Source organism: Tenacibaculum aiptasiae, assembly GCF_008806755.1.
GTDB classification, from domain to species: domain Bacteria; phylum Bacteroidota; class Bacteroidia; order Flavobacteriales; family Flavobacteriaceae; genus Polaribacter; species Polaribacter aiptasiae.
This window is the reverse complement of the sequence record NZ_WAAU01000030.1, coordinates 19,887-34,559: the sequence shown is the minus strand read 5'-3', so window position 1 is coordinate 34,559 and position 14,673 is coordinate 19,887. Positions and strand designations below refer to the sequence as shown.

The window sequence follows — 14,673 nt, the reverse complement described above, 5'->3', positions numbered from 1 at the left end:
CAGAAACTTTTACAGGAATCAATGGGAAAGTAGGAGGAGTTACAGCAAGTGTTTTAACTAATGACCTTTTAAATGGGGCATTATTAAATAGTACTTCATACATCAATTTTATTGCTGGAACTTCTCCGAACCCATTAAAAGGAAGTATTGTAATGAATTCAGATGGTACGATAACGGTAAGTTCAGAAACTATCGCAGGTACTTATGATTATGAATATACTATTTGTGAGAAATTAAATCCATCAAACTGTAGTACAGTTACTAGTAAAGTAATTGTAGATAGTTCAATGATTGAAGCAAAAGAAGAAATTTTTACAAACATAAATGGAAGAAAGGGAGAAGTAACTACTAGTGTTTTATCTAATGATTTGTTAAACGGACTGCTATTAAATGTATCAGATATTGACTTAACAGTAGGAGCTTCTCCTAATCCATTAAATGGAAGTATTGTAATGAATTCTGACGGGACAATTGTAGTGAGTTCAGGAACTACTGCAGGTACTTACGATTATGAGTATACTATTTGTGAGAAATTGAATCCATCAAATTGTAGTACAATCATAAGTAAAGTAATGGTTGAAAATGATGTTGTAGATGCAAATTCAATAACTATATACCCAGTTCCAGTTACAAATACATTGTTTATTTCAACTTATGCACTTATTGGAGATCCTTTTGATATTCATATTTTTGATGTTAACGGACAGTCTATTTATAGAAAACGAGAATTTTATAATGGAGAAGACTTTAAAGTTGATACCAGTAAATTATCTGTAGGAATGTATATTATAAATGTTTATGGGACAAAGTTTAAGAAGGAAACTAAGTTTATGAAAATGTAGTTGGAATTTAATCAGTAACTATAAATTTATAACCAGTTCCATGTATATTTTTTATTTGAATTGAAGTAGTATTTTTAAAGTGTTTTCGAAGCTTGGAAATAAAAACATCTAAGCTTCTTCCAATAAAATAATTATCATCTTTCCATACGGAGTTTAAAATATAATCTCTTTTAAGTAAAGTGTTTTTGTTTCTAGCGAATAAGGCTAAAATATCAGCTTCTTTTTGAGTTAATTGTATAGCTTCACTATTATTAGAATTTAAAATTAAGTTATCAAGATCTAAACTATAATTGGAAAAAGGAATAATGTTTTTAAATGTTTGAACAGCGGAACTTCTTTTTAAAATAGCTTTAATTCGAAGTACTAACTCTTCAATATTAAAAGGTTTAGTTACATAATCATCAGCACCAATTTTAAAGCCATTAATTTTATCTTCTTTCATAGATTTGGCAGTTAGAAAAATAACAGGGATGTTAGTGTTAATTTTTCTTATCTCCTTAGCTAAACTAAAACCATCCATAATAGGCATCATAACGTCTAGTAAACAGATGTCAAAAGAATTTTTATGGAATTCGTTTAAAGCTAACTTACCATTTGGAAAAAGAGTCACATTAAAATGATAGTTTTCTAAACTGTCTTTTAATAAAAACCCCATGCTTTCATCGTCTTCAACTAATAAGATATGTTTTTGATTACTCATAATTAAATTTAAATAGGTAAAAAAATGGTAAACGTAGTTCCTAAATTCTCTTTACTAGTAAAAGTAATTTCCCCTAAATGCTTTTCTATTATTGTTTTAACATAGCTTAAACCTAAACCAAATCCTTTGGTATTGTGTATGTTGCCGCTTTCGGCTCTAAAGAATTTTTCAAAAATACGTTCTTGAGTTTCCTTACTCATTCCAATACCTTTATCAATGATTTCGACATTAATTCCATTGTTTAAGTTCATCGTTTTAATTGTAATTTCAGGATGAACTTTTGCATATTTAATAGCGTTTTCAATTAAATTATATACAACATTAGTAAAATGAGTTTCATCTGCTCTAATAGTGTATTTTTGGGCTTCCAAAAAAGCTATTATACTACCTTCTTTTTTTTCAATGATTGGTTCAAAACTTAATAACACTTTATTTATAATAGCGTGGACATCAATTTCTTGAAAAGAAAAAGATTTTTCTTGTTTTTCAATAGTAGAAATTTGTAGTACGCTATCAACAAGGTTTAATAATCGATTATTTTCATAATAAATAATATCAGCATACTTTCCTAATTTATTAGTATCCATTTTATTACTTCTATTTCTTATAGCATCAGATGCCACAGAAATATTTGTAATTGGAGTTTTTAGCTCATGCGTCATATTATTAACAAAATCGTTTCTTAAATGTGCTAATTTTTTTTCTTTAAGGATAGAAATTATTATAAAAATAAAAACAGCTAATATAACAAGTAAACTAACAGAGGAATACATCCATATTCCCATAGAGTTTAAAAGGTAAACTGTTTTATTATTAATTATAATTTTGAAATCCAAAAGATCAACAGCTGAGGTTCTTTTTTCGCAAGATATTTCAGTATTCTTAGTAACATCAAAAATAGTATTCCCTAATATTATTTCATTGTTTTTAGATTTAATGATGTTATAATCAAAATCAATATTTAAGTCTCTAGAGTAAAATTCTTTTCGAAGAGTTTTATCTAGAATATTTATATTAAAATGTGTATTTGTTTTAACAAGAAATTCGTTAGAAGCAATTTTAGTTACAGGTGGAATTGTAGAAATTGAATCTTTTTCTAAGATTAATAACTGATGAGCTACATTTCTTAAAGCAATATTTATTTTATCATCAAATTGTTTCTCTTCAAGAGAAAAAGACTTTTTAAACCAATATACTTGTGTAACAAATAATCCTAAAATGGTTATTAGCATTAATAGTAGTATAGTACGTATAGTTTTATTTGCCATATCAGCAAAGTTAAGTTAATTATTGTTTGGCTTTTAAATATTTACATCTCAATAACAATTATTTACACTTCATTAACAATTATTTACATCTCATTTTCAATAACTAATAATTGCTCAAAATAACTTTGTGATATGAACCATTAAAGCATTTAAAAATGAAAGTAAAAATATTAATAGTTGGAGTTTTATCAATTTTAGGAAGTTTAATAATTGTTGGTTTTGCAAACAAAAATAGTTCCAATGACAATAATCCGATAGAAGTTAAGGGAGTAAAAAGAACAACTAATAAACTAAGTTGCTTTAGTAGCGATCGTTTTAATAAATTCTTTGAAGTAGCACCTAATTACTTGGTTAGAGGAGCTAGTAATAGGACAATTACTAAAGATAAACTAAGTAAAGCGAAAACATTAAAAGACATTGTAGAAGATTATCCTTCTAATAGGATAGAAAATTATATTACTGTTGAAACATATAGAATAACTAAAGATGAAGCTATAAAAGAAGTTGGAGATAACATTAATTTAAATAGCAAACAACAAGAATTATTTAATAACATACATATTGGAGATGATATTTTAATAAGAATAGTTTATAAAGACAAAGAATCTTTAGGTACTAACAATATCAAAAAAGAAACAAATATTACTATGACAGTAGTTCCGGAAGTATCAGCTAGTTTTAGAGAAGGTAATGAGCAACTTGTTGAATATTTGAAAAAGAATAGTACAGTTGAAATTTTAAACTGGAACTTTAACCCTATGCAAAATGCAATAGCGTTGTTTACAGTGAATGAAATGGGGGAAGTGGAAAATATAAAAGTTACAAAAACAACAGGTATTATTTCAGTAGATAAAGCTATTATAAAAATGTTGTATAAAATGCCTAAATGGAATCCTGCAAGAAATAGTAAAGGTAAACTTGTGTCGCAACAATTTGAATTGATTATAGGAGAAGTGGGGTGTTAAATAAGTATAAAACAACAAAAGAGCTCCCGGGGGAGCCTTTTGTATAAGGGGTGGTTAAACATTAAATTCAAATTATCTATTTCTAATTTACCTTTTATATAAGTAATTTTTGTCAATTTTTCGATAAATGGAATAATTTGCTTGTTGAAAAGCAAAAAAATATAGATGAACAGTGTTTTTTAACCAAAAAAAAGAAGCGTCCCCCCGGATAAACTTCTTTTTTAGTGATAACTCATTTAATAAGTTATTACACTGTAAAGGTAATTGTATAAAGCGATTAACTTTTTAAAATTAGATGAGAGGAAGAAAAGTAAAGTTGAACAACCTTGTTTATTAAGTGAAGTAAAAAGAGATTATGATTGTAAAATAAAAAAACCACCTAAAAAAGGTGGTTTTTTATTCATATAAATATGATTTATACAGCTAATACAAATAAACCTTCTTCGGTTTTTTCAACTTTAGCTAATTTGTTTTTGGTTAAACTCTTTATAGTCTTATCCCATTTTTTGTTAGATAAACCAGACTCAGACTTTAATTCATTTAAATCTATTTTTTCAGCTTTGTCAATTAAAGCTAATAAAGTTTTCTCATCATCATTTAATTCAATAGAAGGAGCTTTCTTCTCAGGTTTCATTTGCGGGAAGAATAATACTTCTTGAATAGAAGGATTGTTTGTTAAATACATTATTAAACGATCCATACCGATACCTAAACCAGAAGTAGGAGGCATTCCATATTCTAATGCACGTAAGAAATCTTGATCAATAAATTCTCCAGCTTCATCATCACCACGAGCAGCTAATTTTAATTGAGCTTCAAAACGTTCACGTTGATCTATTGGATCATTTAATTCTGAATAAGCATTTGCAATCTCTTTACCACAAACCATTAATTCAAAACGCTCTGTTAACTCAGGGTTATCTCTATGTTCTTTACATAAAGGAGACATTTCTTTAGGATAATCTGTAATGAAAGTTGGTTGAATGTAGTTTCCTTCACATTTTTCACCAAAGATTTCATCAATTAATTTTCCTTTCCCCATGGTATCATCAACCTCAATACCCATATCTTTAGCAGCAGCACGAATTTCGTCTTCCGATTTACCATTAATATCAAAACCAGTAAAGTGCTTTATAGAATCAGCCATAGTAACTCTAGCATAAGGAGCTTTAAAGTCAACTTTATGTTCTCCAAAAGTAGCTTCAGTAGTTCCGTTTACAGCTATAGCACAGTGTTCTAATAATTTTTCTGTAAAGTCCATCATCCAGTTGTAGTCTTTATAAGCTACATAGATTTCCATTGCTGTAAACTCTGGATTGTGAGTTCTGTCCATCCCTTCGTTACGGAAGTTTTTAGAAAACTCATATACACCATCAAAACCACCAACAATCAAACGTTTTAAGTATAATTCGTTAGCAATTCGCATGTATAATGGAATGTCTAAGGCATTGTGATGAGTAATAAATGGTCTTGCAGCAGCACCACCCGGAATTGGTTGTAAAATAGGAGTTTCTACTTCAAAATAACCTGCATCGTTAAAAAACTGACGCATAGCGTTAAATAACTTAGTCCTTTTTACAAATACATCTTTTACATGTGGGTTTACAACTAAGTCAGCATAGCGTTGTCTATAACGCATTTCAGGATCTGTAAAACCATCAAAGGTATTTCCATCAGCATCAACTTTAGGTAAAGGTAATGGTTTTAAAGATTTACTTAATAGTTTAAAGTCTTTTACCATTACAGTAATTTCTCCAACTTTAGTTTTAAATAATTCTCCTTCTATACCTACAAAGTCACCTATGTCTAAAAGTTTTTTATAAACTTCATTGTACAAATCTTTGTCTTCTCCAGGACAAATCTCATCTCTATTAAAATATACTTGAACTCTTCCTTCGCTATCTTGTAATTCAGCAAAAGAAGCTTTTCCTTGTATACGACGACTCATTAATCTACCAGCAATTATCACCTTTTTCCCTTCTTCAAACTTGTTCTTTATAGTTTTTGAATTTGAATTTAATGGAAATAAATCAGCAGGGTAAGGGTTAATACCTAATTCTCGTAATTTCCCTAACTTTTCTCTACGTACAACTTCTTGTTCTGATAATTGCATGGGTTAATTTTTATAATTTTTTAATGAAGGGGCAAAGATACAATCAATTGAAGAATTAAACAATGAATAACAGATTCACATTTTTTGTAAAAAAACTAAAAAAATTTGCAGGTATTAAAAAAGGTTGTATATTTGCAGGCTGCTTTTTTGTAAAGTAGCATTTAGTTGTGTTGTTAGGTACTTTAAATAGTACCATGGTTTTGTTAACCAATGGAAAGCTTCCCTGAGATGGGTTGCTTTTTTTTTGCATTAAATTTGACTTAAAAGAAAGCGTTTTTGTATTCCCAAAAAGTAGTTAAGAATAGAACAAAATATACTGTAGCTACAGAAAATTTGATGGTAGCAGAAACTAAGAAACCTAAAAATGCCCCAAAAGAAGCTTTAATTGCTCTAGAAGTATCTTTACTATCATAGATTAATTCACCAATAAGAGCTCCAAAAAAAGCACCGATTAATATTCCAAAAGGAATAGGGGAGAATAAACCTATAATTAAACCTATAGTAGTTCCATAAACTCCATATTTACTACCACCAAAACGTTTTGTTCCAATGGCAGGAATAAAATAATCAATAATAAAAATAAAAACAGCAATGACTAGTGTTATGCTTAAGAATGTCCAATCTTGAGGTATCGCTTTTGTTAAATGTAATAATAATAATCCTAACCAACCTGTTAAGGGACCTGGCAAGACTGGTAAAAATGAACCGATTATACCTAAACAAACACATATAAAACCAAGTAAGGTTAGCAATATATCCATATTTTATATTCTTTTTAGTTTAAAATAGCTTTATTTTTCTATTTATAAGACGAGTATGATTACTATTTGTTACATCTTTTTAACTAAAAAATTAGTTTAAACTAATTTTTTAGTTATATTTGTGATGAAATATTTCAATAAAAGTTAGAATGAGTAAGCAATTAACAAAAGCAGAAGAGCAGATAATGCAAGTTTTATGGAATTTAAAAGAAGCATCTGTAAAAGAAGTTATAGCAGAGTTACCTGATCCGAAACCAGCTTATAATACAGTCTCTACTATTATTAGAATTTTAGAAACAAAAGAGTTTGTTGGGCATCAACCTAAAGGAAGGGGATATGTATATTACCCATTAGTAAAAAAATCGGAGTATAGTAATGAAAGTCTACATAAGTTAATGAATGGTTACTTTGGAGGTTCATTTAAAAGTATGGTATCTTTTTTTATGAAGGAAAATAAGATGGATATTAACGAATTGGAAAGTATTTTGAAAGAGATAAATAAAAATAAAAAGTCATGATAAATTATATAATCCAAGTAGTCTTATTTCAAGTACTGTTTGTAGCAGTTTATGATTTTTTCTTAAGTAAAGAAACTTTTTTTTCAAAGAATAGATGGTATTTATTGTCAACATCGATAGTGTCATTTTTATTGCCACTAGTGAAAATACCTACCATAAAAAAAGCAGTTCCTGTAGAGTATACCATTATGTTGCCAGAAGTAGTTTTATCTCCACAGCGAGTAATTGAAAAAGCTGCTTGGTATCAATCTATTGATTATTTAGATGTGTTATTTTGGAGTGGATGTTTAGTGTTTTTAATAGTGTTTGTTGTAAAATTATTACGCATTGTTCGATTAATATTTAAATATGAAATTGAACGTAGAAAAACATATAAATTGGTGCTGTTACCAAAGAATTCAAAGGCATTTTCTTTTTTTAATTATATTTTCTTAGGAAAAGAGATTCCATTAGATAAAAAAGAAAAAATAATTCAACATGAATTAGTACATAGTAAACAAAAACACTCAATCGATTTGTTGTTTTTTGAATTTCTGAGAATACTAATGTGGTTTAATCCAATGGTATATGTGTATCAAAACAGAATTTCTTTAGTACATGAATATATTTCTGATGAGAAAGTGAGCAAAGCTACTTTAAAAGAAAATTATATTAACAATTTACTCTCTGATGTTTTTCAAGTTGAAAACATTTCATTCTTAAATCAATTTTATAAGCATTCATTAATTAAAAAACGAATTATTATGATGACGAAAAAAGAATCGAAACAGATTAAACAATTAAAATATTTATTGTTAATACCGGTATTAGCAAGTATGTTGGCTTATACCTCTTGTTCTCAAGATGCAAGCGCTACTGCACCAGAACAAAAGAAAGAGAATACAGTACTTTATACTGATCTCAAGGAGGTGAAAAAGAGAGTTTCTGAAACTAAGCAATCGTATATGGATGTATTTTTAGGTTTAGAACCACCAAAGACAAAAGAATTGCAGTTGAATGATTTAACAAATGTAGAGTTAATAGAGCTAAACAATAAGAAAGAACAACTTGTAAAATCAGGGAAAGATATTCCTATTAGGCTTTTTGAAGGAGTAGAAAATAAGCAAAGAAAGATTATGTTTTTGGATTTGGAAGAAGCTATTAATAGGTTTGATAATAATGAACAAGAAGTTGTACAAAAAAAATCCAGTTATGTACCATTTACATTATTAGATAAATATCCAATATATCCAGGGTGTAATGAAGGAGATAGGAATTGTTTTACCAAAAGTATTACAAGGTTTGTAGCAAATAATTTTGATGCTTCTAAAGCAAATAACTTAGGAATTAAAAAAGGAAGAGCAAAAGTTTATGTACAGTTTAAAGTAGATAAAACAGGTAAGGTTACTCAAGTAAAAGCTAGGGCTCCACATGCAGAATTAAAACAGTATGCAATAGAAGTTGTAGAAAAATTACCAAAAATGAAACCAGGAGAAAAAGATGGAAAAGTAGTATCTACAGGATATACAATACCAATAACATTAAACATTGAATAGTTTAAATAAAAAAATGAAAAAGAAAATTTTAATTGTATTATTTTTAATAGGGTTTATAAAAGTCGAAGCACAAACTTCGACTTTTAAATCCATTGATAATCTTGTTAATAAAGGCCGTTATAAAAAGGCTTTAGAAGAATTGAATAACCTATCTTCAACTTTCATTTCTAATACTAAGAAAGCTCAAATTTATGAAGCAATAGATAATTATAAATTAGCTTCAAAATATTATGAAAAAGCACTAGAAGTTAAAAATGATTACGCCATAAAAGTTAAGTTGGGAAAAAGCTATAATAAAGAGAAAAAGTTAAAAAAAGCGATATCAATTTTTGAAGACATTGTAGCAAATGATGATAATAATTTATTGATAAAATATCAATTAGGTAAATTGTATTTAAAAACTAAACAACCTTCAAGAGCTAAAGTGCTATTTGAAAATTTAATTCAAAAGGATAAAGAAAATGCGAATTATCATTACCAGCTTGGTGTGGTATATGCCATGTTGAAGAGGAGAAACTTAAAGATAAATAGTTTTTTAGAGGCTTATAAAAATGATGATGAACATATTAAAGCAATTCACCAATTAGCGCTTGCTTATGTTTTATTAAGAGATAAGGATTCTTCTGCTATTTTTACCAATAGAGGATTGCAAGTAAATCCAAATCATATAGAATTAAACAAGTTAAAAATAAATAGCTTATATAGAAAGAAACAGTATTTAGAAGCAATTAGTTTGTTAGAAAAAATAGATACGTTAAAGCCAAATGAACATTACACTCAAAAAATGTTAGGAAGAGCTTTGTACAAACTAAAGGATTATGATGAAGCCGAAAAATATTTTAATAAAGCATTAAAAATAGATCGGTCGGATTTTAAATCATATACTTATTTAGGAGATATAAATTTTGATCAAAAAGAATATAAGAGCGCTATGTATAACTATATGTTAGCAACTTATGTAGGAAAAGAATCTAGAGATATTGAATATTACCAATTAGCAAGAGTGTATAAAGAATTAGGAAAACCTAAAGCAGAAATGAAGGCTTATAAAAAATCTTATAATGAAAATAGTAGAAACTACAGAGCGCTATATCAGTTAGCTAATACTACCGAAAACTATTATGAGGATAAAAAGCTAGCCTTAAAATATTATAAAAACTATATGGATAGGTTTGAAGAAAAAGACTCTTTGCTTACAAGTCAAGTGAAAACCAGAATTAAAGAAATAAAAAAATATTATTTCATGAAAGGTGATGTTATAGAATAGGCTAAATTTTTGTATTTTCATCTCAAAATCAATGAGATGAAGTGTTGCTGTGTTTCTTTAATTACGATTTTATTATTTGTGTCGTGCGATTTTTTTTCTTCATCAAAAAAGAATAAAGATCAAATGATAGATACTGTTATTGATTTTTCTAAAGTAGATATTTCTCCTTCTTTTAGTGTTTGTAAAAACCTTATGGATGAAGCTAAAACAAATTGTTTTAGAAAAGAAATTCAGCAAAGAATAACCAAGGAGTTACAGTTATATAATTTTGTAAGTAATGAATTAATAGATGAGGTAGTTTTAATAGACTTGCAAATTAGTAGTAAAGGGAAGTTTGAGTTAAAAGATATTTCATTATCCAATAATATAAAAGAGTACTTACCAAAATTAGATAGTGTAATTAAACAATCTATAAAAAAGTTGCCCAAAATAACACCTGGTTTTAAAAGAGGTATACCTGTATCAACACAATATCAATTACCAATTAGAATACAAATAAAAGAGGAAGTAAACTAAAAGGAAATGAAAAAATAAAGAGACTAAAAAGTACCCAAAAAATAAAATAAACTATTTGTGTAAAATTCATTTTATTTTGACCTTCTTTCTTTATTCTTTTTTTTAGATCTTCAATAGAAAGCTTTAAGAGCTCTTCTTTGCTAAGATTTAAATCGATAATACCAGTTACTTTTAATCCAGCTTTATATCCTCTGTAAACGTCTTTTGGATAGTTTAAAAGTGAAAATCCCATTGCCCAAGTACTCATTATACCAATAGGTAATTTTTTCCACATACCTGTAGCAATTTCCCACCCAGCTATAAAAGCCTCTCCTTTCCACGTTGTATCACAGTTGTATAATACATGTTGTATATCGTGAATATGAATTATATCTTTTCTAAATTGAGAATTGGGAAGTTTTAACGTAAATAATTTAAACTTTAATTCAAAGGTGTTTTCATCTTCGCCTCCATTTTTTAAGAGATTATTTTTGGTGTAAAATCCTTGTAAAGCTTCTGCTATTGTCATGTTTTAGTTGTTTTGTACAACAAAGATATTTTACCAATTTTATGTTTTACTTGATAATTATCAAGAAATTATTTTCCTCTAATTCTACTGAAGGTTTCGGGAGTCATACCTAAGAAAGAAGCAAGGTGTTTAGAGGCTACTCTATTAAATAGAAATGGTTTCTTTTGTAGTAAAATATTATATCGTTCTTGAGCAGTATGAAGTTGTAAATCATCGATTCTTTCAACAAGATCTATATAAATTTTTTGTAAAAATAAACGACCAAATCGTTCATATTTAGGATTGGAATCAAAAAGATTTTCTAAATCTGCATGCGTAATTTTTAGAACTTCCAAATCTTCTAAAGCTTCAATGTTGTATTTACTTTTTTTACGTTGAATAAAGCTATCAATAGTAGTTATACTTTCTTGTTCAGCTGAAAAATGTACAGTTATATCTTTTCCATCTTTGTAATAAAAAACACGAGCTATTCCAGATATGATAATATACATATGGTTACAAATATGCCCAGCTTCATGTAGTATATGATGTTTAGGATATTTTTCAGGTTTTATAATATTTTGAAAAGCTTCTGCAAGTTCAGAGTTTTCTAATAGTAAATCGGCATTTTGTTCAAAAAAAGAGTTCATAACCTATAAGTTAAGTAATTCATCTACAAAATCACGTTTGTTAGAAAGACGAGGTACTTTATGTTGTCCTCCAAGCTTTCCTTTTTTACTTAACCAATCATAAAATAATCCTTGTCGTGCTTGATGTACTTTAGGTAAAGACAAGGTCATGTTATTATAGCGCTTGGCTTCATAATCTGAATTGATACATTTTAAAGCATTATCTAATAATTCTGTAAAAGTATCTATGCTTTTAGGAGGAGTACTAAATTCAATAACCCATTCATGTCCACCACTTTTATTATCATTCATAAAAATTGGACCAACAGTATAATCTCTAATAGAAGCATTAGTTTTTGTACTTGCAATTTTTAAAGCTTCCTCTGCATTCTCAATAATTAATTCTTCACCAAAAACATTAATATGGTGTTTTGTTCTACCAGTAATTTTTATTCGATAAGGATTTAAAGAAGTAAACTTAACAGTATCACCAATTAAATAACGCCATAAACCACCATTGGTAGTAATAACTACGGCGTAATTAACATCTTTTTTAACTTCAGATAATGGAATGGCTGTTGAATTTTCACCATCATAAGAATCCATAGGGATAAATTCATAAAAAATACCATAATCGAGCATTAGTAATAATTCTTCTGAATTATTTTGGTCTTGAATAGCAAAAAAACCTTCAGAAGCATTATAAGTTTCGTAATATTTGAAACTGTCTTTTGGAATTAATTTTTTGTACTGTTCTCTATATGGGTTAAAGTTGACACCTCCATGGAAATAAACTTCCAAATTAGGCCAAACCTCTAAAATATTATCTTTACCAGTTTTTTCTAAAACCCTATTTAGAAGTACTAACATCCAGCTAGGAACTCCAACTAAACTAGTAATGTTTTCGTTAATAGTTTCATTAATAATAGCTTCCATTTTTGTTTCCCATTCTGCCATTAAAGAAACTTCTTGACTAGGAGCAGAGCTATAGTCTGCCCAAAAAGGTAAGTTTTCGGTTATAATTGCAGATAAATCTCCAAAGTGAGAATTGTTATCCTCATAAATGGCTGTACTACCTCCTAATTTTAATCCTTTACCAGTAAACATTTGTGTTTCTTCATTATTATTAATGTATAAACACAGCATGTCTTTACCAGCTTTTAAATGACATCCTTCTAAAGCTTCATTACTTACTGGAATAAACTTACTCTTAGCATTGGTAGTTCCACTTGATTTAGCAAACCACTTAATTGTTGTAGGCCAAAATAAATTTTGTTCTCCTTTTCTACATCTCTCTATAAGTGGTTCAATACTTTCATATTTCTGGATAGGAACATTATTAGTAAAATCGATGTAGTTTTTAATTGAATAGAAGTTATGTTGTTTTCCAAACTCAGTATTCTTAGCAGTATTTAATAATTTTTGAAGTAATTCGTTTTGAACATCGATAGGATATTTTAAAAATAATTCTACCTGATGTTTGCGTTTTTTCAAAAACCATGAAATAATAGAATTTATAAATGGAAACGACATAGTTTGACTCTTAATTCAATTTTTTTACTGTAAGTTTGTGAAGCTAAAAGTAATAAAATTTAAGACATGCAATACCAAGGAGTTTTAAAAAAAATGACGACTGAAAATTTAGATACTGTACAGTATTACTTAGATATGAAATCTGATTTTTTAAATATGAATCAGCTTTTAAACAAAAAAATAACACTAAGTTTTGTTACTTACGAATGTTTAAATTGTCATTTAGAAAAGCAAATTTACCGCCAAGGATTTTGTAAAAAATGTTTTTTTGAAACACCGAATGCTGGAGATTGGATTATGCGACCTGAGTTAAGTAAAGCGCATTTAGATATTGAAGATCGTGATTTAGAATATGAGAAAAAAGTACAATTACAACCACATATTGTGTATTTAGCTAACTCTAGTAATGTGAAGGTAGGTGTTACTAGAAAACAACAAGTGCCAACGCGTTGGATAGATCAAGGAGCTCATGAAGCTATTGAAATTGTTGAGGTGCCTAATCGTTATTTAGCAGGAATTACTGAGGTTGCTTTAAAAGAATATGTAGCAGATAAAACCAACTGGCGAAAAATGCTGAAAAATGATATTGAAGATGAAAATTTAGTATCGTGGCAAGAACGTTTAAAAGCTTTTATTCCTGAAGAAGCTCAGCAATATTATATTGAAAATAACAAAGAAACATCAATTAATTTTCCTGTAGAAAAATATCCGGCAAAACCTAAAAGTTTGAATATTGTAAAGGAACAAACCTATACGGGAACGTTAGTAGGTATAAAAGGGCAGTATTTGATTTTTGAAGATGAAACTGTTTTTAATGTTAGAGCTAATGAAGGAATTGTAGTTGAAATTACAATGACTTAAATTTTTTCAAGCAATTGAGATTCTGAATTATAAAGTTGATTTAAAGCATTTATTTTTGAATTTTCTTGTTGCTGTTTTAAGAAAGCATAGAAACCATAATTTTTTGTAAAATAATTGATAGAAAATGTGACTTCATTTTCTGTTTTCAAATAATTATTGAGAGCGTCTGTAACTAGTAAATTATTTATTTTATCAGTTACAGACTCTTTTATTTTATATTTCTTTTTTATAAGGTTTTCAATCTTTTTCTTATTAGATAATGAAGGAAAGGTGTATTTAAAAAAGATAAGTTTATTCTTAAAAAAATGAAGTTCAGTGGTTATTCGATAACCACCTATTTTTGTTGTAAAAAAGATGATATCACATAAATCAGGGTTTTTAATAAAACGATACGAAGTATTAATTCCTTTTTTTACAGAACTAACGCAAGCACCAAAATCAATATCATCAGAAAAACGAATAGGAACATTACTTTCAATGATATCATTGTCTTGTACAACACTGTTAAATATAGATGTATAATTATCTATATTTTTATATTTTTTAATTATTTGACTGTAATAATTATTATAGTACTTTCTACTATTTAGTATATTATTTATTTTTTGGATTAAAAGCATATCAATTTGATTGTTATTGAAACTTGTAATCCCCCGAACGAAGTAGCTATACTTCAAT

The 14,673-nt window shown here is 27.9% G+C and carries 15 protein-coding genes; 7 read left to right on the top strand and 8 right to left on the bottom strand.

Annotation, left to right across the window (positions count from 1 at the left end; genetic code table 11):
• Positions 1-842 (top strand): T9SS type A sorting domain-containing protein (locus F7018_RS15205; RefSeq protein WP_175578751.1); only part of this gene is annotated, 842 nt, incomplete at its 5' end.
• 7 nt (positions 843-849) lie between these two features.
• On the opposite strand, the gene F7018_RS15200 is transcribed toward F7018_RS15205, so the two are convergent.
• Positions 850-1,542, bottom strand: a complete 693-nt coding sequence (locus F7018_RS15200) for a response regulator transcription factor (protein ID WP_150900958.1) — start codon at positions 1,540-1,542, stop codon at positions 850-852.
• 8 nt (positions 1,543-1,550) lie between these two features.
• The gene (locus tag F7018_RS15195) at positions 1,551-2,810 is read right to left on the bottom strand and encodes a sensor histidine kinase (protein WP_150900957.1); all 1,260 of its coding nucleotides are present in this window, start codon (positions 2,808-2,810) and stop codon (positions 1,551-1,553) included.
• A 155-nt stretch (positions 2,811-2,965) separates the two neighbouring features.
• Here F7018_RS15195 and F7018_RS15190 point away from each other — a divergent pair, with 155 nt between their 5' ends.
• On the top strand, positions 2,966-3,775 hold the full coding sequence (locus F7018_RS15190; RefSeq protein WP_150900956.1) for an energy transducer TonB: 810 nt from the start codon (positions 2,966-2,968) through the stop codon (positions 3,773-3,775).
• Between the two features lie 415 nt (positions 3,776-4,190).
• Here the strand turns inward: F7018_RS15190 and lysS are convergent, their stop codons facing one another.
• The gene (gene lysS, locus F7018_RS15185; protein WP_150900955.1) at positions 4,191-5,888 is read right to left on the bottom strand and encodes a lysine--tRNA ligase; all 1,698 of its coding nucleotides are present in this window, start codon (positions 5,886-5,888) and stop codon (positions 4,191-4,193) included.
• A gap of 260 nt (positions 5,889-6,148) precedes the next feature.
• Positions 6,149-6,649 carry a DUF456 domain-containing protein gene (locus F7018_RS15180; RefSeq protein WP_150900954.1) on the bottom strand — a complete coding sequence of 167 codons (501 nt, stop codon included), beginning with the start codon at positions 6,647-6,649 and terminating at the stop codon, positions 6,149-6,151.
• Positions 6,650-6,798: 149 nt separating this feature from the next.
• Here F7018_RS15180 and F7018_RS15175 point away from each other — a divergent pair, with 149 nt between their 5' ends.
• The 4 genes from F7018_RS15175 to F7018_RS15160 are packed head-to-tail and all read left to right on the top strand — an operon-like array spanning position 6,799 to position 10,485.
• Positions 6,799-7,167, top strand: coding sequence for a BlaI/MecI/CopY family transcriptional regulator (locus F7018_RS15175; protein WP_150900953.1), 369 nt, complete (start codon positions 6,799-6,801; stop codon positions 7,165-7,167).
• Positions 7,164-8,702, top strand: coding sequence for a M56 family metallopeptidase (locus F7018_RS15170; RefSeq protein ID WP_150900952.1), 1,539 nt, complete (start codon positions 7,164-7,166; stop codon positions 8,700-8,702). Before F7018_RS15175 ends, F7018_RS15170 begins: the two co-directional genes overlap by 4 nt.
• Positions 8,703-8,715: 13 nt before the next feature.
• A complete protein-coding gene (locus F7018_RS15165) occupies positions 8,716-9,969 on the top strand; it encodes a tetratricopeptide repeat protein (protein ID WP_150900951.1) in 1,254 nt (417 codons plus the stop codon).
• 36 nt (positions 9,970-10,005) lie between these two features.
• On the top strand, positions 10,006-10,485 hold the full coding sequence (locus F7018_RS15160; protein WP_150900950.1) for a hypothetical protein: 480 nt from the start codon (positions 10,006-10,008) through the stop codon (positions 10,483-10,485).
• Here F7018_RS15160 and F7018_RS15155 read toward each other — a convergent pair.
• The 3 genes from F7018_RS15155 to F7018_RS15145 all read right to left on the bottom strand — a co-directional run bounded on the left by F7018_RS15155 (position 10,454) and on the right by F7018_RS15145 (position 13,134).
• Positions 10,454-10,993 (bottom strand): hypothetical protein, encoded by a 540-nt coding sequence (locus F7018_RS15155; protein ID WP_150900949.1) that lies wholly within the window; start codon positions 10,991-10,993, stop codon positions 10,454-10,456. The two genes, F7018_RS15160 and F7018_RS15155, sit on opposite strands and share 32 nt — an antisense overlap.
• A gap of 68 nt (positions 10,994-11,061) precedes the next feature.
• Positions 11,062-11,622 (bottom strand): Crp/Fnr family transcriptional regulator, encoded by a 561-nt coding sequence (locus F7018_RS15150; RefSeq protein ID WP_150900948.1) that lies wholly within the window; start codon positions 11,620-11,622, stop codon positions 11,062-11,064.
• A gap of 3 nt (positions 11,623-11,625) precedes the next feature.
• Positions 11,626-13,134, bottom strand: coding sequence for a GH3 auxin-responsive promoter family protein (locus tag F7018_RS15145; protein ID WP_150900947.1), 1,509 nt, complete (start codon positions 13,132-13,134; stop codon positions 11,626-11,628).
• 66 nt (positions 13,135-13,200) lie between these two features.
• Between F7018_RS15145 and F7018_RS15140 the strand changes: the two genes are divergently transcribed.
• Positions 13,201-13,995 carry a DUF2797 domain-containing protein gene (locus tag F7018_RS15140; protein ID WP_150900946.1) on the top strand — a complete coding sequence of 265 codons (795 nt, stop codon included), beginning with the start codon at positions 13,201-13,203 and terminating at the stop codon, positions 13,993-13,995.
• Here the strand turns inward: F7018_RS15140 and F7018_RS15135 are convergent.
• Positions 13,992-14,615, bottom strand: coding sequence for a hypothetical protein (locus F7018_RS15135; RefSeq protein WP_150900945.1), 624 nt, complete (start codon positions 14,613-14,615; stop codon positions 13,992-13,994). The genes F7018_RS15140 and F7018_RS15135 overlap by 4 nt on opposite strands.
• Positions 14,616-14,673: the final 58 nt, after the last annotated feature.

Coding starts and splice junctions, on each gene's coding strand:
- F7018_RS15200 (WP_150900958.1), bottom strand. CDS start 1,542: ATGAGTAATCAAAAACATATCTTATTAGTTGAAGACGATGAAAGCATG.
- F7018_RS15195 (WP_150900957.1), bottom strand. CDS start 2,810: ATGGCAAATAAAACTATACGTACTATACTACTATTAATGCTAATAACC.
- F7018_RS15190 (WP_150900956.1), top strand. CDS start 2,966: ATGAAAGTAAAAATATTAATAGTTGGAGTTTTATCAATTTTAGGAAGT.
- lysS (WP_150900955.1), bottom strand. CDS start 5,888: ATGCAATTATCAGAACAAGAAGTTGTACGTAGAGAAAAGTTAGGGAAA.
- F7018_RS15180 (WP_150900954.1), bottom strand. CDS start 6,649: ATGGATATATTGCTAACCTTACTTGGTTTTATATGTGTTTGTTTAGGT.
- F7018_RS15175 (WP_150900953.1), top strand. CDS start 6,799: ATGAGTAAGCAATTAACAAAAGCAGAAGAGCAGATAATGCAAGTTTTA.
- F7018_RS15170 (WP_150900952.1), top strand. CDS start 7,164: ATGATAAATTATATAATCCAAGTAGTCTTATTTCAAGTACTGTTTGTA.
- F7018_RS15165 (WP_150900951.1), top strand. CDS start 8,716: ATGAAAAAGAAAATTTTAATTGTATTATTTTTAATAGGGTTTATAAAA.
- F7018_RS15160 (WP_150900950.1), top strand. CDS start 10,006: ATGAAGTGTTGCTGTGTTTCTTTAATTACGATTTTATTATTTGTGTCG.
- F7018_RS15155 (WP_150900949.1), bottom strand. CDS start 10,993: ATGACAATAGCAGAAGCTTTACAAGGATTTTACACCAAAAATAATCTC.
- F7018_RS15150 (WP_150900948.1), bottom strand. CDS start 11,622: ATGAACTCTTTTTTTGAACAAAATGCCGATTTACTATTAGAAAACTCT.
- F7018_RS15145 (WP_150900947.1), bottom strand. CDS start 13,134: ATGTCGTTTCCATTTATAAATTCTATTATTTCATGGTTTTTGAAAAAA.
- F7018_RS15140 (WP_150900946.1), top strand. CDS start 13,201: ATGCAATACCAAGGAGTTTTAAAAAAAATGACGACTGAAAATTTAGAT.
- F7018_RS15135 (WP_150900945.1), bottom strand. CDS start 14,615: ATGCTTTTAATCCAAAAAATAAATAATATACTAAATAGTAGAAAGTAC.